Source organism: Aulosira sp. FACHB-615 (assembly GCF_014698045.1).
Lineage (GTDB): Bacteria > Cyanobacteriota > Cyanobacteriia > Cyanobacteriales > Nostocaceae > Nostoc_B.
Genome location: NZ_JACJSE010000011.1, coordinates 169,640 through 192,393 on the forward strand (window position 1 = coordinate 169,640; position 22,754 = coordinate 192,393).

Annotated in this window: 22 protein-coding genes and 1 pseudogene; 14 read left to right on the forward strand and 9 right to left on the reverse strand. The window is 40.1% G+C overall.

All coding sequences use genetic code 11. From position 1 onward, the window contains the following. The first annotated feature begins 149 nt into the window (after positions 1-149). Together H6G77_RS19225 and H6G77_RS19230 are read left to right on the forward strand one after the other, a co-directional pair. Entirely contained in the window at positions 150-473 is a 324-nt protein-coding gene (locus H6G77_RS19225) for a hypothetical protein (protein ID WP_190594625.1), read from the forward strand. A gap of 415 nt (positions 474-888) precedes the next feature. Beyond that, positions 889-1,134: a hypothetical protein gene (locus tag H6G77_RS19230; RefSeq protein ID WP_190594626.1), complete on the forward strand. Its 246-nt coding sequence runs from the start codon at positions 889-891 to the stop codon at positions 1,132-1,134. A gap of 635 nt (positions 1,135-1,769) precedes the next feature. On the opposite strand, the gene H6G77_RS19235 is transcribed toward H6G77_RS19230, so the two are convergent. Beyond that, the gene (locus H6G77_RS19235; protein ID WP_190594627.1) at positions 1,770-2,543 is read right to left on the reverse strand and encodes a glucosamine-6-phosphate deaminase; all 774 of its coding nucleotides are present in this window, start codon (positions 2,541-2,543) and stop codon (positions 1,770-1,772) included. Between the two features lie 281 nt (positions 2,544-2,824). Between H6G77_RS19235 and H6G77_RS19240 the strand changes: the two genes are divergently transcribed. Beyond that, complete coding sequence (locus H6G77_RS19240) at positions 2,825-3,505, forward strand: HAD family phosphatase (protein ID WP_190872447.1); 681 nt, start codon at positions 2,825-2,827, stop codon at positions 3,503-3,505. A gap of 785 nt (positions 3,506-4,290) precedes the next feature. Here the strand turns inward: H6G77_RS19240 and H6G77_RS19245 are convergent. The 4 genes and pseudogenes from H6G77_RS19245 to H6G77_RS19260 form a co-directional block, all read right to left on the reverse strand. Continuing rightward, positions 4,291-6,762, reverse strand: a complete 2,472-nt coding sequence (locus H6G77_RS19245) for an NACHT domain-containing NTPase (RefSeq protein WP_190872448.1) — start codon at positions 6,760-6,762, stop codon at positions 4,291-4,293. Positions 6,763-7,012: 250 nt separating this feature from the next. After that, a complete protein-coding gene (locus H6G77_RS19250) occupies positions 7,013-8,215 on the reverse strand; it encodes a S8 family serine peptidase (RefSeq protein ID WP_190872449.1) in 1,203 nt (400 codons plus the stop codon). A 296-nt stretch (positions 8,216-8,511) separates the two neighbouring features. Then, a complete protein-coding gene (gene ruvA / locus H6G77_RS19255) occupies positions 8,512-9,147 on the reverse strand; it encodes a Holliday junction branch migration protein RuvA (RefSeq protein WP_190594631.1) in 636 nt (211 codons plus the stop codon). Positions 9,148-9,206: 59 nt separating this feature from the next. Then, positions 9,207-9,512, reverse strand: a pseudogene (locus tag H6G77_RS19260) (HAD family hydrolase). A gap of 657 nt (positions 9,513-10,169) precedes the next feature. On the opposite strand from H6G77_RS19260, the gene H6G77_RS19265 reads away from it, so the two are divergent. After that, positions 10,170-11,498, forward strand: a complete 1,329-nt coding sequence (locus H6G77_RS19265) for a serpin family protein (RefSeq protein WP_190872450.1) — start codon at positions 10,170-10,172, stop codon at positions 11,496-11,498. 589 nt (positions 11,499-12,087) lie between these two features. Here the strand turns inward: H6G77_RS19265 and H6G77_RS19270 are convergent. The 3 genes from H6G77_RS19270 to H6G77_RS19280 all read right to left on the reverse strand — a co-directional run bounded on the left by H6G77_RS19270 (position 12,088) and on the right by H6G77_RS19280 (position 15,736). Beyond that, positions 12,088-12,843 (reverse strand): hypothetical protein, encoded by a 756-nt coding sequence (locus tag H6G77_RS19270; RefSeq protein WP_190675315.1) that lies wholly within the window; start codon positions 12,841-12,843, stop codon positions 12,088-12,090. A gap of 359 nt (positions 12,844-13,202) precedes the next feature. Further along, positions 13,203-14,483: a VWA domain-containing protein gene (locus H6G77_RS19275; protein WP_190594634.1), complete on the reverse strand. Its 1,281-nt coding sequence runs from the start codon at positions 14,481-14,483 to the stop codon at positions 13,203-13,205. Beyond that, positions 14,480-15,736, reverse strand: a complete 1,257-nt coding sequence (locus tag H6G77_RS19280) for a VWA domain-containing protein (protein WP_190872451.1) — start codon at positions 15,734-15,736, stop codon at positions 14,480-14,482. The genes H6G77_RS19275 and H6G77_RS19280 overlap by 4 nt, the downstream gene beginning before the upstream one ends. Positions 15,737-16,110: 374 nt before the next feature. Between H6G77_RS19280 and H6G77_RS19285 the strand changes: the two genes are divergently transcribed. The 7 genes from H6G77_RS19285 to H6G77_RS19315 all read left to right on the forward strand — a co-directional run bounded on the left by H6G77_RS19285 (position 16,111) and on the right by H6G77_RS19315 (position 19,949). After that, complete coding sequence (locus tag H6G77_RS19285) at positions 16,111-16,773, forward strand: ATP-dependent Clp protease proteolytic subunit (protein ID WP_190594637.1); 663 nt, start codon at positions 16,111-16,113, stop codon at positions 16,771-16,773. 137 nt (positions 16,774-16,910) lie between these two features. Then, positions 16,911-17,504 carry an ATP-dependent Clp protease proteolytic subunit gene (locus H6G77_RS19290; RefSeq protein ID WP_103123696.1) on the forward strand — a complete coding sequence of 198 codons (594 nt, stop codon included), beginning with the start codon at positions 16,911-16,913 and terminating at the stop codon, positions 17,502-17,504. Positions 17,505-17,691: 187 nt separating this feature from the next. After that, positions 17,692-18,375, forward strand: coding sequence for a J domain-containing protein (locus H6G77_RS19295; protein WP_190872452.1), 684 nt, complete (start codon positions 17,692-17,694; stop codon positions 18,373-18,375). A gap of 78 nt (positions 18,376-18,453) precedes the next feature. Further along, positions 18,454-18,663 carry a DUF6888 family protein gene (locus tag H6G77_RS19300; protein WP_313954510.1) on the forward strand — a complete coding sequence of 70 codons (210 nt, stop codon included), beginning with the start codon at positions 18,454-18,456 and terminating at the stop codon, positions 18,661-18,663. Continuing rightward, complete coding sequence (locus H6G77_RS19305; RefSeq protein WP_190872453.1) at positions 18,650-18,847, forward strand: DUF6887 family protein; 198 nt, start codon at positions 18,650-18,652, stop codon at positions 18,845-18,847. Before H6G77_RS19300 ends, H6G77_RS19305 begins: the two co-directional genes overlap by 14 nt. A 312-nt stretch (positions 18,848-19,159) precedes the next feature. Next, positions 19,160-19,438: a DUF1778 domain-containing protein gene (locus H6G77_RS19310; RefSeq protein WP_190872454.1), complete on the forward strand. Its 279-nt coding sequence runs from the start codon at positions 19,160-19,162 to the stop codon at positions 19,436-19,438. A 4-nt stretch (positions 19,439-19,442) separates the two neighbouring features. Then, positions 19,443-19,949 (forward strand): GNAT family N-acetyltransferase, encoded by a 507-nt coding sequence (locus H6G77_RS19315; protein WP_190872455.1) that lies wholly within the window; start codon positions 19,443-19,445, stop codon positions 19,947-19,949. Positions 19,950-20,036: 87 nt separating this feature from the next. Here the strand turns inward: H6G77_RS19315 and truB are convergent, their stop codons facing one another. Further along, positions 20,037-20,915, reverse strand: coding sequence for a tRNA pseudouridine(55) synthase TruB (gene truB / locus H6G77_RS19320; RefSeq protein WP_190872456.1), 879 nt, complete (start codon positions 20,913-20,915; stop codon positions 20,037-20,039). A gap of 613 nt (positions 20,916-21,528) precedes the next feature. Between truB and H6G77_RS19325 the strand changes: the two genes are divergently transcribed. The 3 genes from H6G77_RS19325 to H6G77_RS35795 all read left to right on the forward strand — a co-directional run bounded on the left by H6G77_RS19325 (position 21,529) and on the right by H6G77_RS35795 (position 22,754). Then, complete coding sequence (locus H6G77_RS19325) at positions 21,529-22,062, forward strand: CAP domain-containing protein (protein WP_190872457.1); 534 nt, start codon at positions 21,529-21,531, stop codon at positions 22,060-22,062. A gap of 127 nt (positions 22,063-22,189) precedes the next feature. Then, positions 22,190-22,570 (forward strand): hypothetical protein, encoded by a 381-nt coding sequence (locus H6G77_RS19330; RefSeq protein ID WP_190872458.1) that lies wholly within the window; start codon positions 22,190-22,192, stop codon positions 22,568-22,570. 97 nt (positions 22,571-22,667) lie between these two features. Then, positions 22,668-22,754 carry a YjbQ family protein gene (locus tag H6G77_RS35795; protein WP_277880585.1) on the forward strand — a complete coding sequence of 29 codons (87 nt, stop codon included), beginning with the start codon at positions 22,668-22,670 and terminating at the stop codon, positions 22,752-22,754.

Sequence of the window (22,754 nt, forward strand, 5' to 3'; positions counted from 1 at the left end):
AGAATTACTCTATCATTTTCACCCTACTATCTGATTACTCTATTAAGACTTAACTTTGCAGTATTTCAATTCAACAGAAAGTGATAAAACCGTGTTGCAAAATTGCTCTGTGTAATTGAATGTAAAAGAAACTATAAGGGCTTGCTGGCATGAGACTATCTGAGCTAGATCCACTCATACCGCTAAATGATTTAAGAGAAGAACTCTTGAAGTTACCAAAGGGCTACTTGTTTTACGAAGAAGAACTGGTAAATTTTTTATCTCGCAGAAGATGGCCTGAGAGCGATCGCCGTATTGACCGAACAACTTTTTGGCGCTGGCGAAACGATAACGGAATTGAACGCCAAAAAGTATTTAGTCGATTGGATTTGCTCAAACTCTGTCGCATCTGCGACCACTACCGTGTAGATGGAACTCGTAATGAGTATTTATCAATTATGAAACAAAAACAAGAGTTAGCATTAAACAGATGAGGCTAAATATAGCGTTTATCAGTCTGGTGAAGTACAAATTGATAGGAGATAGAGGCTAGAGACTAGAAACTAGATGAATGTACCTTATTAAGATGAAAAACGCTGTATTTAATAACAAAGGATAACAAACCCGATTTATTGCCTAAATCGGGTTTTATTTTTATTCAAGATTTATTTCAAATAATAGAAAGTCCCTATCAACCTAAAATACAGAGGTTTTCATCCCAATGAGTTACATTCATCTAGCCTCTATACCCTATAAACTTTTACTGCACTGTAAAATGACATCTATCGATAGTTAGAGAATATATGAAAATAGGATAAAGTAAATCATCCTATAAGCATGAGGTTTTTATTTATTTTTTTATAGAGAATTTTAAAGATTCACCTATTTATTAACGTTGAAAGTGTCACTATGTTCACCATTGGTGATTATGTGCTGAATCAACAAACGGGTCATCTAGGAAAAGTGATTGGTTACGGACAGCAGACTATGAATCCTAATATGCAAACCGTAACTCTCAAGGTATTAGTAGCTGAGACTGCTAATTCTCAAAGAAGAGAGTTTGTCTTTGAGGATCAAGTTTCAGCATGGGTAAAGTGGTCAACTGAAATTTATCAGTTTAGGAGTACTGAGTTGAAAGTGCTGAGTGCTGAGTGAAAACCCATAAATAAAGTCAAGTGATTGAAATTATGACTTTAAACGCTATGCGCTGATACCAATTCTATGTGAGGCTGCATTTAATCTTTTATCTTTTCTTTCTTTGTGTCCTACCCTTCTCCCAAAGGGAGACGCTACGCGAACGGGAAGCCGCTATCGCGTCTATGCGCCCTTTGTGGTTCGTTCTTTAATTTAGTGCATCTTCATACAGAATTGGTATGAGTGCAATTAATTTTACATTTTACTCATCACTTAAATAACCAGGACTTACACAAAATCATGAAAAAACGTAGACGCTTGCGCGTCTTCCCGCAGGTTAGGACACGAAGTTAAGAGGATTTGAGAGGGTTATTGCGTAAGTCCTAATAATGAATGAATAATTAGTTTACCTAGATAACCAAAGGTTCAATATTATGGTACGGGATGTAATTTTCTGCCTACAAGAAGTGGTTGCTGAGATAATATTAAAACCCTCTTCAACTTCTAAAAAACTAAGTGAATGCTTGATTTCACCTCCTTGCGGCTGTGCTAATCCAGGCGAAGAAATCAAATGTGAAGATTGCACTTATCTTGAGGCTTGTTTGTCTAGTATTAAGCTAGAACGTAGGGAGTAGTGATGGTAATTTCTAGCATTTTTAATCCAATAAACTAGCGGAATCGACATCTAAAAATAAAGTTGCTTGTGATTGACGACGGAGAATTGATGCCGGACAATCGGTGCTGATTGTTTGTTGTAACATCTGTTTTACTATCTGGGCTTTGCGTTTTTCTGGTGCTAGGCAGATAATTTTTTTTGCTGTACAAATTAATGGTAGGGTGACAGTAAAAGCATACTGTGGCACACTGTCGATATTGGAAAAATGACCAGTATTTACTTGTTGTTGGCGATTGACTATATCTAATTTCACCAACTTGACACTATAAGGATCATGAAAATTAGCAACATCAGGATCATTAAAAGCTAAATGTCCATTTTCGCCAATACCTAAGCAACATAAATCGATTGGCTGTGCTTGGAGTAATTGCGTGTAGCGATCGCATTCAGCCACAGGCTCTAATGTATCACCTTCGAGATAATGAAATTCCTGCGGAGTCAGTTTATTTTCTACCCGTTCTCGCAGATAACGCCGGAAACTTGCAGGATGATCAGCCGTAATACCTAAATATTCATCTAAGTGAAATAAAGTAATTTTTGACCAATCTACGCCACCCAACTTAATTAACGCATCTAGAAATTTGAGTTGGGAATTCCCTGTGGCTAATAAAACGGCAGCTTTCCCCTGTTTTTCTAAGATATCCTTTAAATATTTCCTGGTAATTTGTGCAACATTCTCAGCCATTTCTGCTTCAGAATTGTAAACTTGCACTTGTAAATCATCAACACGAAAAAAGTTTTTGGCAGCAACCATTGTGAAGTATGAAGTGTGAAGTATGAAGTATGAAGTCTAGTAAGGTGTGTTATGGCAATGTGAGGATTTGAGCGTGACACAAAGTATAAATTTGCCGTAACGCACCACCTACCAACACGATAACGATTAAAACATCCTTTCAGCAGTGCGTCACCCTACTTAATTATATAAACTTCTTTCTTTCAGACTTCAGACTTCTAATAAACTGCTTCCTTTCATACTTCACACTTCTAGGGTAAACTGTGTAAAGAAAGTTAATATTTATTTACACTTAAAAAATTATGCTGGCAGCAGTTCTCTTTGACTTGGATGGCACTATTGTCAATACTGATCCGATACATTACCAAGCTTGGCAGCAAATGTTGGCAGACTACAACATTGAAATAGATGAAAAATTCTACAAATCTCGGATTAGTGGACGTTTGAATCCAGAAATTGTCAAAGATATTTTGCCGCAATTATCACCAGCAGAAGGGCAGAAATTTGCCGACGATAAAGAAGCATTATTTCGTGAATTAGCTTCCCATCTGCAACCGTTGAGTGGATTTGCTGAACTCCTAGCTTGGACAGAGACACATCAGTTAAAACGGGCATTAGTCACCAATGCACCTCGGTTGAATGTAGAATTTGTGCTTGAGGTTTTAGGGATTAAAGAAGCTTTTCATACAGTGATTTTGGCAGAGGATTGCACTGCTGGTAAACCTGATCCTGCACCTTATCAAGCTGCTTTAAACAAGTTAAAGATTAACGCAGAGAAAGCGATCGCCCTGGAAGATTCACCTTCGGGTATTCGTGCGGCTGTTGCGGCTGGGATTCCTACCATTGGTATCGCCTCCACCCACGATCCACAAAATCTGCAAACAGTCGGCGCGTTTATGGCAATTCCCGATTTTACCGATTTGCAGTTGTGGACGTTTTTAAATTCTTTGACAGAGCCAGATTTAAGTGCGATCAATTTTTAGAGTTTAATCGCTCCTATAGCAGTCCTAAATCATTTGTGAACGACAAGATCCCCGACTTCTTTAAGAAGTCGGGGATCTGAGCCTCTCAATTTTCACAAATCAACTCAGATTGCTATAGCTTCACTTTATTCTAAAAAACTTACCTGCACTGGTTTCGATAATGTGTGGTGACAAGATGGCGATCGCACAAACTCTAATTTTTAACACAGTAACAGTTTCTGCTTTCTGTGTAAGAGCTTCTGCTTTCGCATTTCCGTGTTACGCGCAAGATGTAATACCATTTCACGAAATTACTGATAGAAATCGTTTCCTCTGCAACTCTGCTTCTGGTCGCCGAGCGAAGTCGAGGCGCTACTTGCATATCCGTATCATTTTTAAAGTGAAATGGTATAAGAGCTTCCGCTTTTACATTTCCGTGTTACGCGCAAGTTGTAAGAGCTTCTGCTTTTTGTGTAAGAGCTTCCGCTTTTACGTTTCCGTGTTACGCGCAAGATGTAAGAGCTTCTGCTTTTTGTGTAAGAGCTTCCGTTTTTACATTTCCGTGTTACGCACAAGGTGTAGCAACTTTCACGTTCACGTTAAGAACAACAGACTTGTGTTATGTCATGTCTGGCTAAGTATTTTTCGTTACATAGCTGACTGATTGTTTGCTGTTAGACGTTGTTTAAGGGTAGGTACGTAGCGATCGCAATTTATGTGCGTTAACATTTTTGTCGGCTAGAAATTATAAAGTGATGGCGATATCTTGACTTTTAAGACAGTCGCTACACCTGAGCCGTATTGCATTAGAAATTCCGTTTGAATCTAGAAAAGATACTCTTACTTTTCTCTTCTGGTAGACGTAGCATTCTATCTTCTATTTCTGCCCAAGTTTGAGGCGATACTATCACGGCTGCTTGTTTGCACTGCAAGATTAAATAATTGGCATATAGATAATTATTCCAAGCTGCTAATTCTTCATTAGATAAACTCACCATTTCTGAATTTAAATTAAAAGCTTTGAGCAAGGTTTCTCGCAATTTGTTTGCAGACTCGAAACCTTGCGATTGATTATCATCAGGAATTGTTGCCTTTAAATCTTGCAATTGCTTTATTAAATTAGTAAAGTTTAAGTGATTGAATATTTGTAATTTTTCAAGAGTGCGGATAGCTCCAATAGCTTGATAGATGGCGTTGGCGATGGCGTAGGTATAGGCGTTGGCGTTGGTGATGGCGATGGCGCAGACGTTGGCGTTGGCGTTAGTGTAGGCGTTGGCGCAGGCGATGGCGTTGGCGTTAGTGTAGCCGATGGCGCAGGCGATGGCGTAGGAGTTGGTGCTGGCGATGGCGTTGGCGTTGGCGTGAGCGATCGCTCTTTTACCAACAGGTTTTATATCTCCTGGTGAGCCTATTGTTTCACCCTCTGCCCATTCTATTAAAGCTTTTAACTTAGGCGTGTTAATGTATTTCTGTGCCTCTTTTTCCATGTGCAGTAATAACTGATCTGCATTTGGACGTAGCAAACCTGATGTTAATAAAAATACATCTCTCCAGTTTATATCTATTAAATAACAACTAACTAACTCATCAACTAATTGCCAGTCGCAAATATATTTAGCAGTTAAATATTCTTGCAGCGTTAGATGAGAAAAAGCATAAGCATCTCTTACCCTTTCTACTAAAATTCCTTGCTCTACTTGAATTGCTTTTAAAACTGCTTTGCTATTTAAAGTTTTAGGTGCGTTTTCATTTTTGTTTAAATTAGTTTGAATTTGTTCTATTAGCTCATCTCTGGTAAAGAATAGCCGATTTTTTCCAAATCCTTGATAAGCTATTTCTGCCAGTAAGCTTTCTTCAATAGCAATGGTAAAATCCTTAAAAATCGGATCGCGTTTTACTCTTTTTTCCGCCAACCATTTATCTAATAAAATATCTAGAGCTTTTTTATATAATTCGCTGCGATTGTTAGTAAAACTTTGATATTCATCGTAGTAAAGGCAAATAAAAGTCAGCAATAAAGGCGTTCTAGCTAATTCCTTGGCAGATTCATTTTCTTGCAGTAACTCCCAACATTGCCCAGCCGTATCAGCTTGTTTATCTTCTTCTGACTGAAACCAATTATTGATAAATTGTTTTATTTGCTCATCAGTAAACTCAGCAATCTCTACATTCTCAAATCGTCTAAACTGTTGATGATAAGCAGCAGTGCGGCAAGAAACAATAAATCTATTTGTTTGATATTGCTTAACAAAATCTTGAATTTGTGTAACTGCTGCATTCAAGTTTTTAGTTGGTACTTCATCTAAACCATCAAGTAATATGAGTAATTTTCCTGCCTCTAATAGCTTTTTGGTTAAAACTTCAGCTTCAACAAAATTACAACAGTTAAACTCTTGAAAAACTAATTCTTTAATATTAATCTCATCAACATTAAATCTTTTCAATTCAATCAAGATAGGAATGCACTCATATTTAAATTTACCTTGTTTTCCCTTGAGTGCTTCTAATCCTATCTTGCGTAAAAATGTCGATTTACCGCTTCCAGGCGCACCTAATACCATCAAAGATTGATTTTTATTAGCAACTGCTATCCCTTCCTTTCTTGCAGTTTTATCTGAACTAAATACTCCCCTATTAGCTTTTCTAAAAGCTTTTTCTAAATCCTGGAGTGATACTGAATTAGCTATTTCCTCATTACTGAGAACTTGAACAGCAGTATAAATATAATCTAAAGGTACGAACTGTTTCATACCCAACACTCTTAATTTGCCATACCGCTTGTAATAATTTTGGTAATATTGCGAGGCAGACTTGAGAATTTTTGGCGGAACTTGTGGGTTTGAAGTATCAATTACTTGGCTTATAATTGTTGCTAAATATTTACCAGCGTCGTTAATTGCAATAGCTCGATCTAAACTAGCGCGGCGCACTGCTGCTAATTCCAAGCTGCTTAAAATTTGCCGTGCTTCTCCTCTGACTATTACTGTTTCGCTCATTTCACCGCCAGTAATAGTTAGTCCTAAGCTTTCTAACTCTTTAATTGTCTCACCAACAGCATTTTTTACTTGCTGCTTTTGCAAATCAATCAACGCTTGACGATAAGCTTGGCGATTAGGAAAATCTGCGGGTTTGAGATTAGGAACAAAGTTATTTTCTGATTGTGAATCTTTGCCTTCAAGCTGCATAATTACCAGCAATTCTTCATCGCCTCTGGCTTCTTCTAGCTCTTGTTTTAGCAAGTCGTCAATTTTTTCTAGATGCTGAGGTTCTAGTCTCATATAGATAGCGTTTCCAACTTCAGTAAGTTACAAAAGAACCCCTCCCTAACCCTCCTCTTACCAAAGGGCTGTGGTGTAAACACAAGTTATAGAATTACCCCACCCTAACCCTCCCCTTGTAAAGGGGAGGGAACAATTTCCCCCCTTTACAAGGGGGGATTAAGGGGGGTAATTAGACTTGTGGGTACACCGTAGTTGGGGAGGGTACGCGACAGCGCGAGTGGAGTGTATTCATGTACTTGAGAATTGCTTATAATTTTACTTGAATTAAGCCGTAGCCTTGGCGGTCTTGTGGAACTTGTAAAGTTTCACATCTAGCAAATAATTCTTCTTTTAAATCTAAAACTTCTATGTTGGGATATTCTTCTAAAATTAAGGCGGCAATTCCCGAAACAATCGGCGTAGCCATTGAAGTACCGCTAATTGCTTCGTATTTATCTCCTGGTATTGATGAATAAATCTCTTTCCCCGGTGCAACTAAATTGGGTACTTGATATTGATGGGAACCTGTATTTAATGTAGCACTGCCACTAAAGCCAGCAATGCGCTTGTCAATAGTTGAACTACCAACGGAAACTACATCCCGATAATTACCAGGGCTACGGGTACGATTTCTGCCTTCATTGCCCACAGCACAAACTGGTAAAATGCCAGATAAAAGCAAACTTTCAATTGCTATTTCCATATCTGGTAAATAGCCAATAAAGCCAGCCGATATATTGACAATGCTAATTTCTGGTTGTTGGCTTACCCAAGACAGCGCCAAAATAAAATCAGAAAGATTGCCAGTACCACCAGGAATTATTACTCCACTGAAAATATTAGTATTAGGCGCAACACCAATTTTGTTGCCGCAAATTAATCCCGCAACGTGAGTGCCGTGTTTGTGTGTATCAACACTAGGATTCATGGGCAGTACCTGATAATTTTGGGCATCAAAGGTAAAGGCTTTAGTTATTCTCCCTTTTAATGCTGGATGATTGCCATCTACCCCGGTATCTAAAACGGCAATCGTGATATCTTGACCTGTATATTCATACCCTTTTTGACGGCAATTATCTAAATTAATTGCTGCTAAATGCCATAAATCAGATTGAGAAATTTCTGTTTTTAAATCATTTGCGCTGGCTTCGGGTTGAATTAACTCAATTGGGCGGTCTTCTGTGATATCAGCATCAGGTAACTCTTCACGCATCCTGGCTGCTTCTTCTTCGGTCATTTTTACAATAACCGTACCTGTAATCACCGTTTCTGCTTGAGCAATTTGAATTACACCATCCTCTCGCGCGTCGGCAATCCAGCGTTGAATTTCTTGATAAACTGAGTCTTGCTGCCAAAAAGCTTTTACTTCCGCCGCTTGCATCCTCCGACTTTGGGGCGTTAATTTTCTCGACATCAGGGAAAGAGAGCGAGTAACTGAGGAAGTTTTAGGGCGAATAATATACAGCTTCATGAAATTGAAGGGATTTTAGCAGCTATTCTTTCATTCCTCAGTCTATGTGATTCTAGCTACAACTAGATAAATCTTTAGACATTCTTCTTGTGGTGTCATAGCTATTACCCTGCTCTGTCGCTGCGTTAATTTTCTGATATGGCAGACGCATCACCATTACGAATTGAGACAGAACTCATATTTGATTTAGGAAAAAAATCAATACACTTAGATACAGCTTCTTTCCTACTCCCGACTCCCTATTCCCTACTCCCTGTCTACACAAGTAGATTCGGAAATCAAACCGGATTCCTATATTACTGTACTTGTTCGCTGCTGAGGTGGGCGATCGCTTGTTTAATCCAATCTTCCACATAAGCATCTTTTGGTAGCCCAATGTCTTCACTCACAACGTGTAAGGCGTGGCTAACTTCGTGGGCTGTGTAACCCAAGGCGAACAAAGTCATCTGCACTTCTTCTAAAATCCCTGGTGCTGGGCCGCCTGTAGCGACGAAGAACCCTGCTGATTTGCGCCATTCAATCAATTTACTTTTCAGTTCTAGACAGATGCGTTCTGCGGTTTTTTTGCCCACACCAGGGGCTTGAATTAAGATTTGGGTGTTACCTGCGATGATGGCTTGGACTAAATCTGGTAATTCCAAAGTGTCTAAGAGGGCGATCGCTAAAGCTGCACCAATCCCGCTAACCGTTAGCAAGTGGCGAAATAAGTCTCGTTCTGCTGGAGAAGCAAAGCCATAGAGTAAAGGTACTTCCTCCCGAATTTGATAATGAGTGAAAATTTGCGCCACTCCGCCTGATTCTGGTAACTGCTGTGCTAACCTTTGGGGAACTTGCAAATCGTAACCAATACCATTGACTTCGATAGTCAAAATGACACGATTACCGCCAATTGTCTGAACACCTGCAACAAGACCTTTGAGATAGCTAATCATAAGAATCCACAATATTACAAAACTTTTAGAATTCCCTCAACACAAGGGTTTTGTGCTACTTACCGATAGTCAGTCGGATATTTAGTATGCCATTGAGCATTACTAAATATGATTCCCCGTTGATTGCCCACAGCGAACAATGCAATATCATTACCTGAATCACCCCAGACAACTGTTTTTTCTGCTGCAAATTGCTATCTTTGCCGAAGAAACTCCGTTGCCTGACCCTGAACGCTGAAAAACGGTACAATGTCGAGGTCAAAACCGTTGTGAGAGATTAACTTTATATTTAAAGCATACTTTCGTGGTTTTGTCTCAATCTGTGGTAAAATTTTATCTGCAAATTCTTCTTTTACGAAAAAAATTACCTATATTAAGTGTGCGATCGCTGCAATCAGGAAATTGATTCGTGACTCTACAGGACTGACAAGAAGAAAATTAACCGCAGATAAACGCAGATAAACGCTGATAGAGTTTCGGCAGTCTACTACTTATATATAGAACTATAGGACTCATATTTGATTTGGGAAAAAAATCAGTACACTCAGATCAGGCTTCTTTCCTACTCCCGACTCCCCATTCCCTATTCCCGACCTACACAAATAAATTCAGAAATCAAACCGGATTCCTATAGATAACGAACCACATAGACGCGCAAGCACTGAAGCAGTCTTTTACCCGAATTTCTCACGTATGGGTAACGGGTGTGGGGAGAGAGGGGAGTGTGGGGAGAGGAGGGGGAAAGATTTCTTCACCATCCTCCCACCCTTCCCACCCTTCCCACACCTCCCACACCCCTGGATTTCTCTCTTGTGAGAAATCCAGGTTTTAGGCGTGTTTCCCGCAGGTAGGGTGCAAAGGATACAAAGAAAGAAGAGATTCATTTTCCATTTATCACTTTCTTTTGATTGCCGTTACAAAAACTGTAACCGTCAAAGGATGAGCCTTGAATTAATGCAATAGTTAATCATTAAGGCATTGAGCATCAATCTTGATTAATCTTTGGTAAGTGAGGTGGAAGAATGAATCGGCAAAAATTAAGCGGGATGAAAGCAAGTTTTCTACAAAGACGTTACGCTGTCAGTCTAGGAAGACGCTATGTTCTAGCGGCTGCAAGTGTAGTTTTGCTAGGTGTACTTGGTTGTTCTCAAGTCAATAGTAATAATGATGCTTTTGCAGACTCGAAAATGCCTCAACCAGAAATACCATTGCAAAAAAAAACCGTCAAAGCTGATACAAAATTAGTAAATGCTAATAACAAATTTGGCTTTAAGTTGTTTTCGGAAGTTTTGCAAGCAGAAGGTAGCGAAAAAAACATTTTTATTTCACCCACTAGTGTAGCGATCGCCTTAGCTATGACCTACAACGGTGCTAGTGGTTCTACCCAACAGGCAATGGCTAAAACCCTGGAATTACAAGGTCTGAGTCTGCCTGCGATTAACTCTAATTATGCTGCTTTAAAAAGTAGCTTAGAAAATCCTGATGCTAATGTGCAGTTAAATATTGCCAACTCACTTTGGGTAAATAAAGATGTGAATTTACGTCCAGACTTTTTGCAACGAAACCAAGAATTTTACAAAGCCAAAGTAGCCAATTTAGACTTTAAATCTGCATCTGCCTTAAACAGTATTAATAACTGGGTGAATGATAATACCCAAGGCAAAATCAACAAAATTGTTGACCAAATACAACCCAATCAAGTGCTGTTTTTAATTAATGCTATTTACTTTAAAGGGCAATGGAGTGAGAAGTTTGATAAAAGCCAAACTGCTGAACATCCTTTTTACAGCGCACCAGGGCAGCAAAAACGACATTCTATGATGTCTCAAACCGGGGAGTATAAATATTATGAAAACGAGCAGTTTCAAGCAGTAAGTTTACCTTATGGCAAAGATGGCAAAGTCAGCTTTTATGTCTTTTTGCCAAAACAAAACTCCAATCTCAAATCTTTTTATCAAAACTTAAATGCTCAGAATTGGGAAACATGGTTAACACAATTTCGTAGCCAAGAAGGTTTTATTCGCCTACCCAAGTTTAAAACTGACTACGAAGTGACACTCAACGATGCCCTAAAAGCTTTAGGAATGCAAGAAGCTTTTAGTTCACAAGCTAATTTTTCGGGAATGGGGAAAGATTTAGCGATTAGCGAGGTAAAACATAAAACTTTTGTAGAAGTCAATGAAGAAGGTACAGAAGCGGCGGCGGCGACATCAGTGGGAATTGTAGCCACATCCCTGAGAGACAAGCCAGAACCATTTCGGATGATTGTTGACCGTCCTTTCTTCTGTGCCATTCGAGATAATCAAACAGGTAGCATTTTGTTTATGGGTTCAATTTTGGAACCAAGTTGATTTAAGTAGAGTGACGTAAATGATACTTGAAAGCATAAACGTAAATTGGAGATGCGATCGCAACAGAAAAGTACTAAGCTAATCAGCATTTAAGCTGCACTATTGAAATTGTACATAAATGACTTAAACTCTCTCCTCTGCCCCTCTGCCCCTCTGCTCCCCTGCGGTCTAAACTGCAAACTAAGTGCTTAATAGCTTATCCATCTTCTTACCACACCAAAAGGATTTTTTAGATTTTTTAAATAATCAAAATATGCTTCTACTGTTTTACTCGTTGTAGAAGATACAAATTAGTGGGGAATATTGTGTTTATACCAATTTAATAAAAGAATGCGACAGATAGAAATCAGGAAAGTCTTACTGGAGCTAGATTTCTTAATTGCGAATTGGTATTATTTAAGGGTGAAGTAATATTTATGGGTAGTTGAAACGTCTGAATATTTATTCACTCACACACTGACTTCTTGATAGGCGTTTCAACTACAATAGACAAAAGTGAAAAAATTAACTCCTCATTTTCACTTCTCGATTCTTTACCTAGACAAGCAGTTTAGTAAATTACTACGATTGCTCGACAATTTCCCTGGTTTTATCTGCTTGCTGTTTCTAGAGAAACATTCATATTCTGCCAAAAAGAAAAATCTTTAGTCATCTGCGCCGACCAAGTTTTAGCCTGAATCATCGGCATAGTAGCTACCATTTTTTCAGCATTTTTGGTTTGGCAAGTTTTTGGTAGCTTGGTATTTTCAGAATTAACGCAGGTGTTTTCTGGTACAAAAGCTAAGTAGTTTGTGATTTTGAGTTCTCTATTTAAAGCATCGGATCTGGGTTCAGCGTTAATTTCATTCATCCCTACATAGGCGATGTTTTGCGAATCGTCCATTGTCCGCAGCATACTAATAGCGTTGTAGTTATTGCTAACCAGGGTACCGCGTCGGAGAGAATGAGAGTTAGGTACATCATCAGAAGTATTTGCTTGAGATGTCATACTAGCAATCATTTCGTTACTCATGAATACTTTATTAGTACCCACTGGCATTTTGTCATATTTACTCACTGTCAAACCCACTAAAGCTCCAGACATTGAATCTGTATTCTGAAATAATTCACCATCATAATTAGGAAAGATGGCTGTGGGGTTAACATTTTGAGTTGGCTCAATAAAAGGAGTGTTGGCTTGATATTGATTACTCGCTAAAGTGGCAAAGGTCGAATTGATTGTGGATGAGGTTGCACTACCTTCTAAATAATTGACAGACTGAGCATTAACAGATTGGATGTTTGCACTTAAGGTAGTTGCAAGTACGAGTCCTAGTAGATAGCATTGACTTCTGTTAGTTAGCATGGAATCAATTTTCCTATACCCTATAAATTTGATCAGTGAAACTTTCTTTGGTTTTATTTAATTTTGAGGTTAAGATAAGAGTAAAGTCAGGTTATGTGTGATCTTTATACAATATAGGTATGCCCTAGGTTAATTTTTGCAAATTAAAATCCGAGTAAAGATTATTCTGTAGGAAATAATCTTGGTCGATGTAATCTGCCTTAACAATCTCAAAAGCTTAAGCGATAAGCCTTTTCTTGCTCTTGGCCATAAATATAACAAGATTGGGTCACAGAATTATTAAAAATAGCTGAAATATTCCAGATAAATTGAAAAGGTCAATTATGGCTGGACAATTTAGCTAGTTTTGGCACAGATAATTAATTCTGTAAAGTTGTCTTGGATACAATTCGCGTCTTTTTTAGTTCGGCTGAGGAGAGTTGTTCGCCGGTTTGTAAGCGGGTTGCAGATGTTTGCAGAACTTGGGCTGCACTTGTATCACCAATTTGTAAGGCAGTGTTCGCCGCAGTTTGTAACATTGTTGCAGCCCCGATGCGATCGCCTTGTTGTAATTTCATCTCTGCTAACTGCGTTTGGCGATATTTGGCTAATGTCAAAATTGACTGCTGTACCTGGGGATTGAGGGCGGGTTGATATTGGCGCAGGAAATTAGCAGATATGTTAATCATCGGAGACAATAAGCCATCTTGGTTGGAGGCGGGGTCATCGTAACAAATCTGCATCTGTCCAATGACTTGTTCTCCTGCTGGTAATTTGCCTAAATAAAGATTGACTAAAACTACCCGGTCTACATCTTGCATTAAATCACCCAGTCGGACTTTAAAGCCGCCATTGGTGGTTTGCTGTACTGGTAACTCAATTGTGTCTGGAAAAACTTGGGCGATGGGTTTTAATTCTGCTAGTCGGATATGAGGTGCAAGGGAAAACTGCAAATAAGCATTTGTTAGCCCTATTGATGTAATGCGACCAAACAACCGCCCAAATTGTTCTAAAACTTGTTCTGGATGCTCAACATAAGCCAAACTACCGCCGCCAGCATCGGCAATTTTTTCGAGTAAATCTGAGTTCCAGTTATTGCCAAAACCGAGAGTGTTAATTGTTAGATTGATTTTAGCTGCCTTTTGCGCCAGTTCCAGACAGCGTTTGTTGTCATCGTTGCCAATTTCCCACTTCCACAGCCGTAAACTGCTTTCACCATGTCCATCGGTGAGGAGGAAAGCTTGGGAAACAGCGCCTTTAGCACCTTGCATCAGTTCTGTGATGCCTAATTCTAACCCGGCAGCAATGGCAGTACCGCCACTGGCGATGAGTTTTTTTGGCAACAGCGATTTAATGGTGCTGGGGTCTTGAATTACTTGATGGGGAACAATCACTTCCGCAGCACCAGAAAAAGCCACTATTGAGATGCGATCGCCAGGCTGTAACTTATTTAATAATTGCTCTACTGCTTGCATCACAGTTTGCATTGGTTTGCCGTGCATTGAACCGCTTTTATCCAGAATTAAGCATAAATTCAACGGCAAACGCTCCTCAAACTGATCAGCAAGCGCAGAAACCGAAACTACTAATTGACGTTGACTGCTGACTTGAGCCACATCAACGTTACGATCACTTAGCAACGAGAGCAATTTAACCTTCATTGTGGCGGGATATCTTGCAACACAGTTTTGGAGACAATGCGAGTTTTTTTGCGATCGCTTTCGCTTAAATCTCCTCCCGATTGTAATTGCGTGGCAGAAGTTTGCAAGACTGTGGCTGCACCTGTATCACCCATTTGCAAAGCAGTTTTAGCAGCAGTTTGCAACATAGTTGCAGCCCCGACGCGATCGCCTTGTTGTAATTTTGCTTCGGCGAGTTGGGTTTGGCGATACTTGGCTAAAGCCAAAATTGATTGCTGCACCTGGGGATTAATGTTTGGTTGGTAAGCCCTGGTAACATTAGCGTACACTGGGAGATTAGCGGTAAATAACCCCGTTTGATTTTGGGCAGGATCATCGTAGCGAATTTGGACATTTGCGATCGCTTGTTGACCTTCCGGCAATTGTCCCAGATAAATATTAGCTAAAATTACTCGCTCCACATCTCTCATTAAATCACCCAACCGAATCGCAAACCGTCCATCTGCTTCTTGTTGCAAGGGAAGTTCAATCGTATCTGGGTAAACTTGGGCAACAGGTTTAAGTTCTGCTAACCGGACATTCGGCATTAATGAAAATAACAGATAAGCATTAGTCAAGCCCACAGTTTGAATCCGGCTGAATAACCGCCCAAACTCATTTACAGCTTGATCAGGTCTTTGAATATAAGATAAAGTGCCTAAACCTGCATCAGCAATTCTTTCTAAAACATCTTGGTTCCAATTGTCACCAAAGCCCAAAGTATTTAAAGTTAAGTTGTAACCAGCAGCTAACTGCGCGAACTTAAAGCAACGGTTATTATCTCCGTGTTCATTTTCCCCATCGGTGAGCAAAAAAGCTTGAGAAATGCGGTCTTTTTTGCCCTTAGCTAACTCCTCAATCGCCAGACGCAAACCTTCATCAATCGCCGTTCCGCCATCAGCAGATAAGCGGTTAATTTGCTTTTTAATTTGTTCTGGGTCTTCCACCGATTGATTTGGGATTAAGACCTTAGCGCGATGATCGAAGACTACCACACTCAGGCGATCGCTAGGCTTAAGCCTATCAACCAACAAATTTGCGGCTTTTTTCACCGTTTCCAGGGGTTTACCATTCATCGAGCCACTATGGTCGAGAATTAAACATAAATTAATCGGCAGAGTCCGGTCTTGGGTATCGGCGATCGCGGACACAGAAATCGACAGCTGACGTTGACTACTAGTTTGATTAGCATCAACATTGACATCATTCAGGGCAGGCTGCAAATTGACCTTCATAACCCAAACTTCCTAAATTCAGGATACATACATCATTTAGTTAAGAATCCAGCACTCAAAAGCCAGAAATCAAAAATTGAGCAAAAATTTTAGATGGTAGGTCAGTTGAGTGTTGACTGTCCTCACCATTGTGACTCCTGACTCCGAAATCCCAAATTCTCACCATATTTATAAATAACTTCAAATTGCCAGATCAACGCTACGGAAAACTTATCTTGCGTAGATAGATTAATATATTCACAATAATCTTAGAAGCCTAGCTTTAGCAGATGCCAGCAATCTCGCCCATTAGCGAGGAAACCGCACCTGACTCTAGCCAGCATCGCGCTAGGATGTATTACAGTTAACGGCATAATTTCAGGCGATCAGTTGCTATGGACATTTCCCCCATCAAGGCTGTTCAAGCCCCATACTACGGCGATAACTTCTACCGGACACCGCCGCCAGATTTACCCTCCCTTCTGTTAAAAGAGCGAATTGTCTATCTGGGAATGCCACTGGTACCTGCTGTGACGGAATTAATCGTCGCTCAATTATTGTACTTGCAGTCAGACGACCCCGACAAACCTATTAAAATCTATATCAACTCGACAGGCACTTCTGGTTATAGTGGCGAACCCATTGGCTTTGAAACCGAAGCCTTTGCCATCTATGACACCATGAAATACATTAAACCTCCCATCCACACCATTTGTATTGGTTCCGCGATGGGTATGGCTGCCATGTTATTGAGTGCTGGTACTAAAGGTTGCCGCGCCAGCTTACCCAACGCTAGTATTATCCTGCACCAGCCCAAGAGCTACGCCCAAGGTCAAGCAACTGATATTCAGATTCGGGCGAAAGAAGTTCTGGCAAACAAAGCATCGATGGTTGAGATTTTGAACCGTACCACCGGACAGACGGCCGAAAGAATCACCAAAGACATGGATCGTCTCTTCTATATGAGCGCATATCAAGCCAAAGAGTACGGTTTAATCGATCGCGTGTTTGAAAAAGAAGAACTCGCTAATCCACCAGTACCAACTAGTGTCCTCTAAATAGTGCTGAGTGCTGAGTAGAAAGTGCTGAGTTATGAACAACTTCTAACTCTTCACTTTTAACTCTTAACTTTTATTCCTCACTCAGCACTCAGCACTCAGCACTAAAAAACAATTAATCACAAACGGAGTTAATCATGCCTATAGGCGTTCCTAAAGTTCCTTACCGGATGCCCGGAGGACAGTATACAGATTGGATTAGCATCTACGATCGCCTTTACCGGGAACGGATTATTTTCTTGGGGCGTGATGTTGATGATGAAATTGCTAACCAAATCATCGCCGTTATGCTGTATCTGGATTCAGAAGACCCAGGTAAAGATATTTATTTGTATATCAACTCTCCTGGTGGGATGGTAACATCTGGTTTGGCGATTTATGATACGATGCAACACATCAAATCTGATGTTGTGACCATTTGTGTCGGTCTGGCGGCTTCAATGGGTTCTTTCTTGTTGACTGCTGGGACAAAAGGCAAGCGCCTAGCATTGCCCCATTCCCGGATTATGATTCACCAACCTTCCGGCGGAACCCGTGGACAAGCCACTGACATCGAAATCGAAGCCAGAGAAATTCTGCGGATTCGCCATCAACTCAATAACATTTACGCTCAAAATACTGGTCAACCCTTGGCCAAGATTGAGAAAGACATGGATCGTGACTTCTTTATGTCCGCCCAAGAAGCCAAAGAATACGGATTGATTGACCGTGTGATTGAAGAGCGAATCTAGAAGGTAGGGAGTAGGGAATTGGGAGTAGGGAGTAGGGAAAAATTCACCACTCCCCATTCACTACTCCCCACTCCCTTACAAAACTGTCTAGTTTGAACTATAAATTAGAAAATTTTTGTTTATCATTAAAACCTCATGCTAAAGGCAGAATGCTGATAGCTGTATATTAGATAGCTGATATCTCGAAATGGATCTAGGAGATTGCTACCGTTTATTGGGTTTAAGGTCGGGAGCCTCGTTTGCAGAAATCAAATCGTCTTACAGACGACTGGCGCAGCAATATCACCCCGATATCAACCCAGATGACAAAAAAGCTAAAGATAAGTTTATTGCCTTGACAGAAGCTTATAGGCTGCTCTTAACGGTGGTACCGCCAGAAGAAACAGTCGAGCAGCCGTCAGGTCAACAGTTTGTGTCTAGGGGCGAGGACGCAAAAGCCACGCCGAAAACCACAGTCACTACAGAAACCTTTGTGGCTAGGCGCGAGGAACCAAAGGCGACTCGTCAAGATGCTGCACCAAAAACCACAGTCACCACGGAAAAACCACAGTCACCGCCTGCGAATATTGCGGAAATTGAACAACGGCTGAAGTGGAAGACTTATGAGCAGTTGCAAAGATTTTTGAAAGAAAAAAGATTTCCCCAAGCGATCGCCCTGGCGGAAGCCTTGGTAGACCGTTTACCCAAAGATGCGGAAGTTCGCCAATGGTTAGCGATCGCTTATCAAATTTGGGGTAGGGCGCTGATTAACGATAATCAAGTTCTCAAAGCCAGAATTTACCTGAAAAAAGCCCTCAAAACTGATCCTAATAACAAAGCTTTGTGGAACGAAGTCCAAAGGGATTTTCAGAAAATTGAGCAAATTTTTTAAAATTTGTCATTTTTGACAAATTCACGTATATTTAACCACCAGCATCTCTGTAAGAATCAGGGTTAGAATTATAAAAAAGTGATAAGTGCTTCATTGCCGACTGATAAACAAAAAGATACTGTTATCTTTATCTGCCAAATACTTTCTAATCTTTTACAGCCAGTTTGGATGTTTAGGTATGATTCTCTCCATAAGTACATTTTCTTGATTGCTGGTAGAGAAGAAAGTTTAGAAATTACTATTTTTGAAAATGGTAGCTGGGAATTTAACCAAGATGACGAAGCCTGATTTTCAGAAAATGACTCGTAAGGAATTAAAAAAATACATCTTGTCTCATCCTACAGATAATGAGGCAATTCGAGAATTATTTATTACTCGAAGAAATCCTAATGCTCAAACCTTTCCCTACCCTTACGATATGCCTTATGAAGACGTTGAAGCGATTTTTAAAACTAAATTAAATCTAGAATAATAAGCTAATCAGCATTTAAGCTGCACTATTGAAATTGTACATAAATGACTTAAACTCTCTTCTCTGCCCCTCTGACCCTCTGCTCCCCTGCGGTCTAAACTGCAAACTAAGTGCTTAATAGCTTATCTACGGCAATGCCGGAAATGAATATTGATGCCTATCGTAGATGAGAATAGTATTTTAGTCATGAGACTTATAGCGTCACGCACCAACCAACAATCGTAACACTTACGTAAGTCCTGGCTTTAAGAATGTTGTCAGGACAATGTGTGTATGTTAATTTAGTTGAGAGAGAAAGCTTAACTAAAACCTATGAGTTACCCAAATGAACCTAGAACGGAACGGATTGATATCCGTACTAGCTCTAGCGTTAAAAAGCTTTTACAGCAAGCAGCAGCAGCAAGTCATAAAAATGTTAGTGAATTTTTACTTGAACATGGTTTGCAAGCTGCACAAGAAACTTTAACGAATCGAAAGCTTTTTGTGTTAAACGATGAGCAATGGCAAGCTTTTCAAAACGCTCTGGATGCCCCCTGTGTTGAGAAACCACGCTTGCGTCGTTTGTTAACTGAGCCTAGCGTATTTGAGTAGTATTGTGGCATCTAACAATTTATATATCGCTAAATTATCAAAATCTCATAATCTAAAAAACTTTGATTGTGGGAATTTTGATTTAAATAATTATTTAATCAAATATGCTTTAAAAAATCAGCAATCTGATAGTTCGACCACCTATATCGCTTGCTTAGAAGATAATGTAATCGGTTACTATACTTTGACTGTAGCATCAGTTATTCATGAAAATGCACCACCTCGTATATCTAAAGGTTTACCAAAATATCCTATACCTGTTGTTTTATTAGCTCGGTTAGCAGTAAGCAAAGAATTTCAAAAACAAGGCATAGGGAGAGGTTTACTCAAAAACTGCTTAATTCGTGTCAATGAAGCTGCTGATCTGATTGGTATTCGTGCATTATTGGTTCATGCGAAAGATGAGAAAGCGCGTGACTGGTATCAACAATTTGATTTTGAACCTAGCCCAACAGATCCATTGCATTTATTTCTGATGTTAAAAGATATCCGCGCTATTTTAGAGAGCTAAAAACAACGCTAGTACTGCATAGTAATCATAAAATAAGCGTAATTTTTCGTGTTATTGGTGTGTAACTGCGTTGACTGCAAGGCATTTTTAAGAAACTGGTTCAAACACCATTTGAGGAATTAATATTTCATCTTGCGATTGTCCAATTCCTAAAAATCGCATTTCCTCTTCATATACGCGCACAAGTCCAAAATTATCGGAATTGAGGGAAACTTTTTGTCCTTGACACCATTTGCGGGCGAGTTCTGGAGGTAAAGTGACGGTGGGTAAATGCTGTAAAGCAACATCCGGGGAAATGGGTTGAAATGTCCCGCCTTGCAACTGTGTTTCTAAGTCAGTTAAAGAAAGACTATTAGTTAAATTAAAACCACTGCTGTGGGTGCGAGTTAAAGCGGCGAGAGTTCCACCAGTGTTTAAGACTGCGCCTAAATCACGGGCGATCGCTCTAATATATGTACCACTACCACAAGCGATCGCCACATCTAATTCAGGAAAATCCCCCTCGCGCCAATCTAAAATATCTATCTGAAAAACTTCAACTGTACGTACAGGAACTTCCACTGTTTCACCTTGACGCGCCAAATCATACAAGCGTTTGCCATCAACTTGAATCGCACTATACATTGGCGGTATTTGTTCAATCTTGCCCACAAATTGTGTAATTGCAGTTTCGATTTCAGCCAAACTCAAATTTGCACAAGGTTGTGAGGCGATAATTTCTCCTTGCAAATCATCGGTTGTGGTACGCACACCAAAACGGATAGTAGCTTTGTAAGCTTTTTCCCCTGGGAGATACTGCAATAACCTTGTGGCTTTACCCATTGCAATTGGTAAAACCCCAGTCGCTGCGGGGTCTAAAGTTCCCGCATGTCCTACCCGTTTGAGGCGCAACAGTTTGCGTACCCGCGCCACACAGTCGTGAGAAGTCCAATCAAATGGTTTGTTTAAGTTGAGAAAACCTTGCACAGTAATATTTTGTGAGTAATTTCAGTCAGTGGGTTGATGTCTAAACAGCGATCGCTATCATATTTCATCAAATCACTAGAACAATAGCGATAAATATAAAACGCTAAATCAGCGAAATCTTACAGTTGTCCTGATGCTTTTTTGTTGTATGAGTTTAACTTTATGACAAATTATGTTCATCTGGCGATATTTTATCTTGCTTCCGCAAAAAGGCTATCAGAGCTTGCCGTTCGCGTAGCGTCTCCGATAGGAGAAGTGTCGCACAGAATTTATACTGACTCCTGACTTTTTACTATAGCGGTTCTCGGTTGGATGAGGTACATTTCAACCCCACCCCCAACCCCTCCCCGCAAGCGGGGAGGGGAGCGTTTGCGTCAGCAAATGCGGGGTGGGGTTCCAACTGTATTACAAGCAAGTAAGAACTGCTATATTTCTCTACCCAGAGAATGATGATGTATGGAAATTTATGAATATGTAAGTTGGTTGGCAATTTTCCCAGGTAGAGCAGCATAAATCCCCAGATGCTGGCTCATAGCCTATTTGTTGAATTTACATGAGTCCGGTTACATTATCTGGAAGTGTTCTCTTTCAGTGTGTTTAGGGCTACCTATTAATGATTCAGAATAAAATATCCAGTGCTGGTGTAGCGACTCTAGCCTTGATTGGAGGCGTAACCGCTTTTTCCGCACCAGTTCAAACTGCTACCTTGCAACATACCCAAATGTCAGATAATAACATCCAACTGGCACAAACTGTAAATACTGCGAAGTTAGAAGCGGAGGTTTTCACTCAAATCAACCAATATCGAGCGTCTCTGGGTCTACCAGCGTTAAGGCGTAACTCAACTATTGACAATCAAGCTAGGACTCACAGTCAAAATATGGCTACAAGTAATACATTGAGTCATAATGGTTTTGGCGCAAGAATTCAAGCGATCGCAGTTACAATACCCTACAGCGCAGCAGCAGAAAATGTGGCTTACAACCAGGGATACAGCAATCCTGCAACCCAGGCTGTGCAAGGTTGGCTGAGAAGTCCAGGACATTTGGCTAATATCAAAGGTAATTACAACCTCACAGGTGTTGGTGTGGCGGTAAATAGCAGAGGTGCAGTTTACTTCACCCAAATATTTATCCGCAGACGTTAGGAAGATAATTCAGTTAAAACTTGCTGAAAAATAGGGTGCGTTACTTTATTTGCGTAACGCACCCTATTTTTGCTGTATGTATCTTATATACATCGAATCTCTCTAGCTGACTTATAAAGGATTAACGATGGAACCTATTTCTATAATTATTACTGCTTTGAGTGCTGGTGCGATCGCTGCTACTAAAGAAACCGCCGGAACAGCCGTGAAAGATGCCTATCAGGGTTTGAAGGCTTTGATTAAAAAGAAATTGGAAGGCGATGCTCTGGGACAAGCGATGGTAGATGCCAAACCAGAAGAAATTAAGCAAGCTGAAGGTTTATTAAAAGACAAAATTACCAAAGCTGGTGCTGAACAAGACCAAGAAATCATTAAAGTGGCTCAGGAGTTACTCGACAAGCTTAAAGAACAACCAGGGGGACAGCAAATAATCAATCAAACTCAAACCAACACAATGAGTGGAAATACTATCACTGGCAATGTAAACTTCGCCCCTGTTCAGCACTGACTTTTCACGGTATCTGGAAAACCCCTCTCCAAACCTCTCACGCCAGTTGCGACCCTACGGGAACTGAGGATGGTATACAAGATTTGGCAGGTTAGTTTTGGGTACTTGGCAGCAAATTTTTCATTTGGAATGTGATATCAAACCCCGCCAACGTCAAATTATGGTGACAGTTTACGGCGAGTAA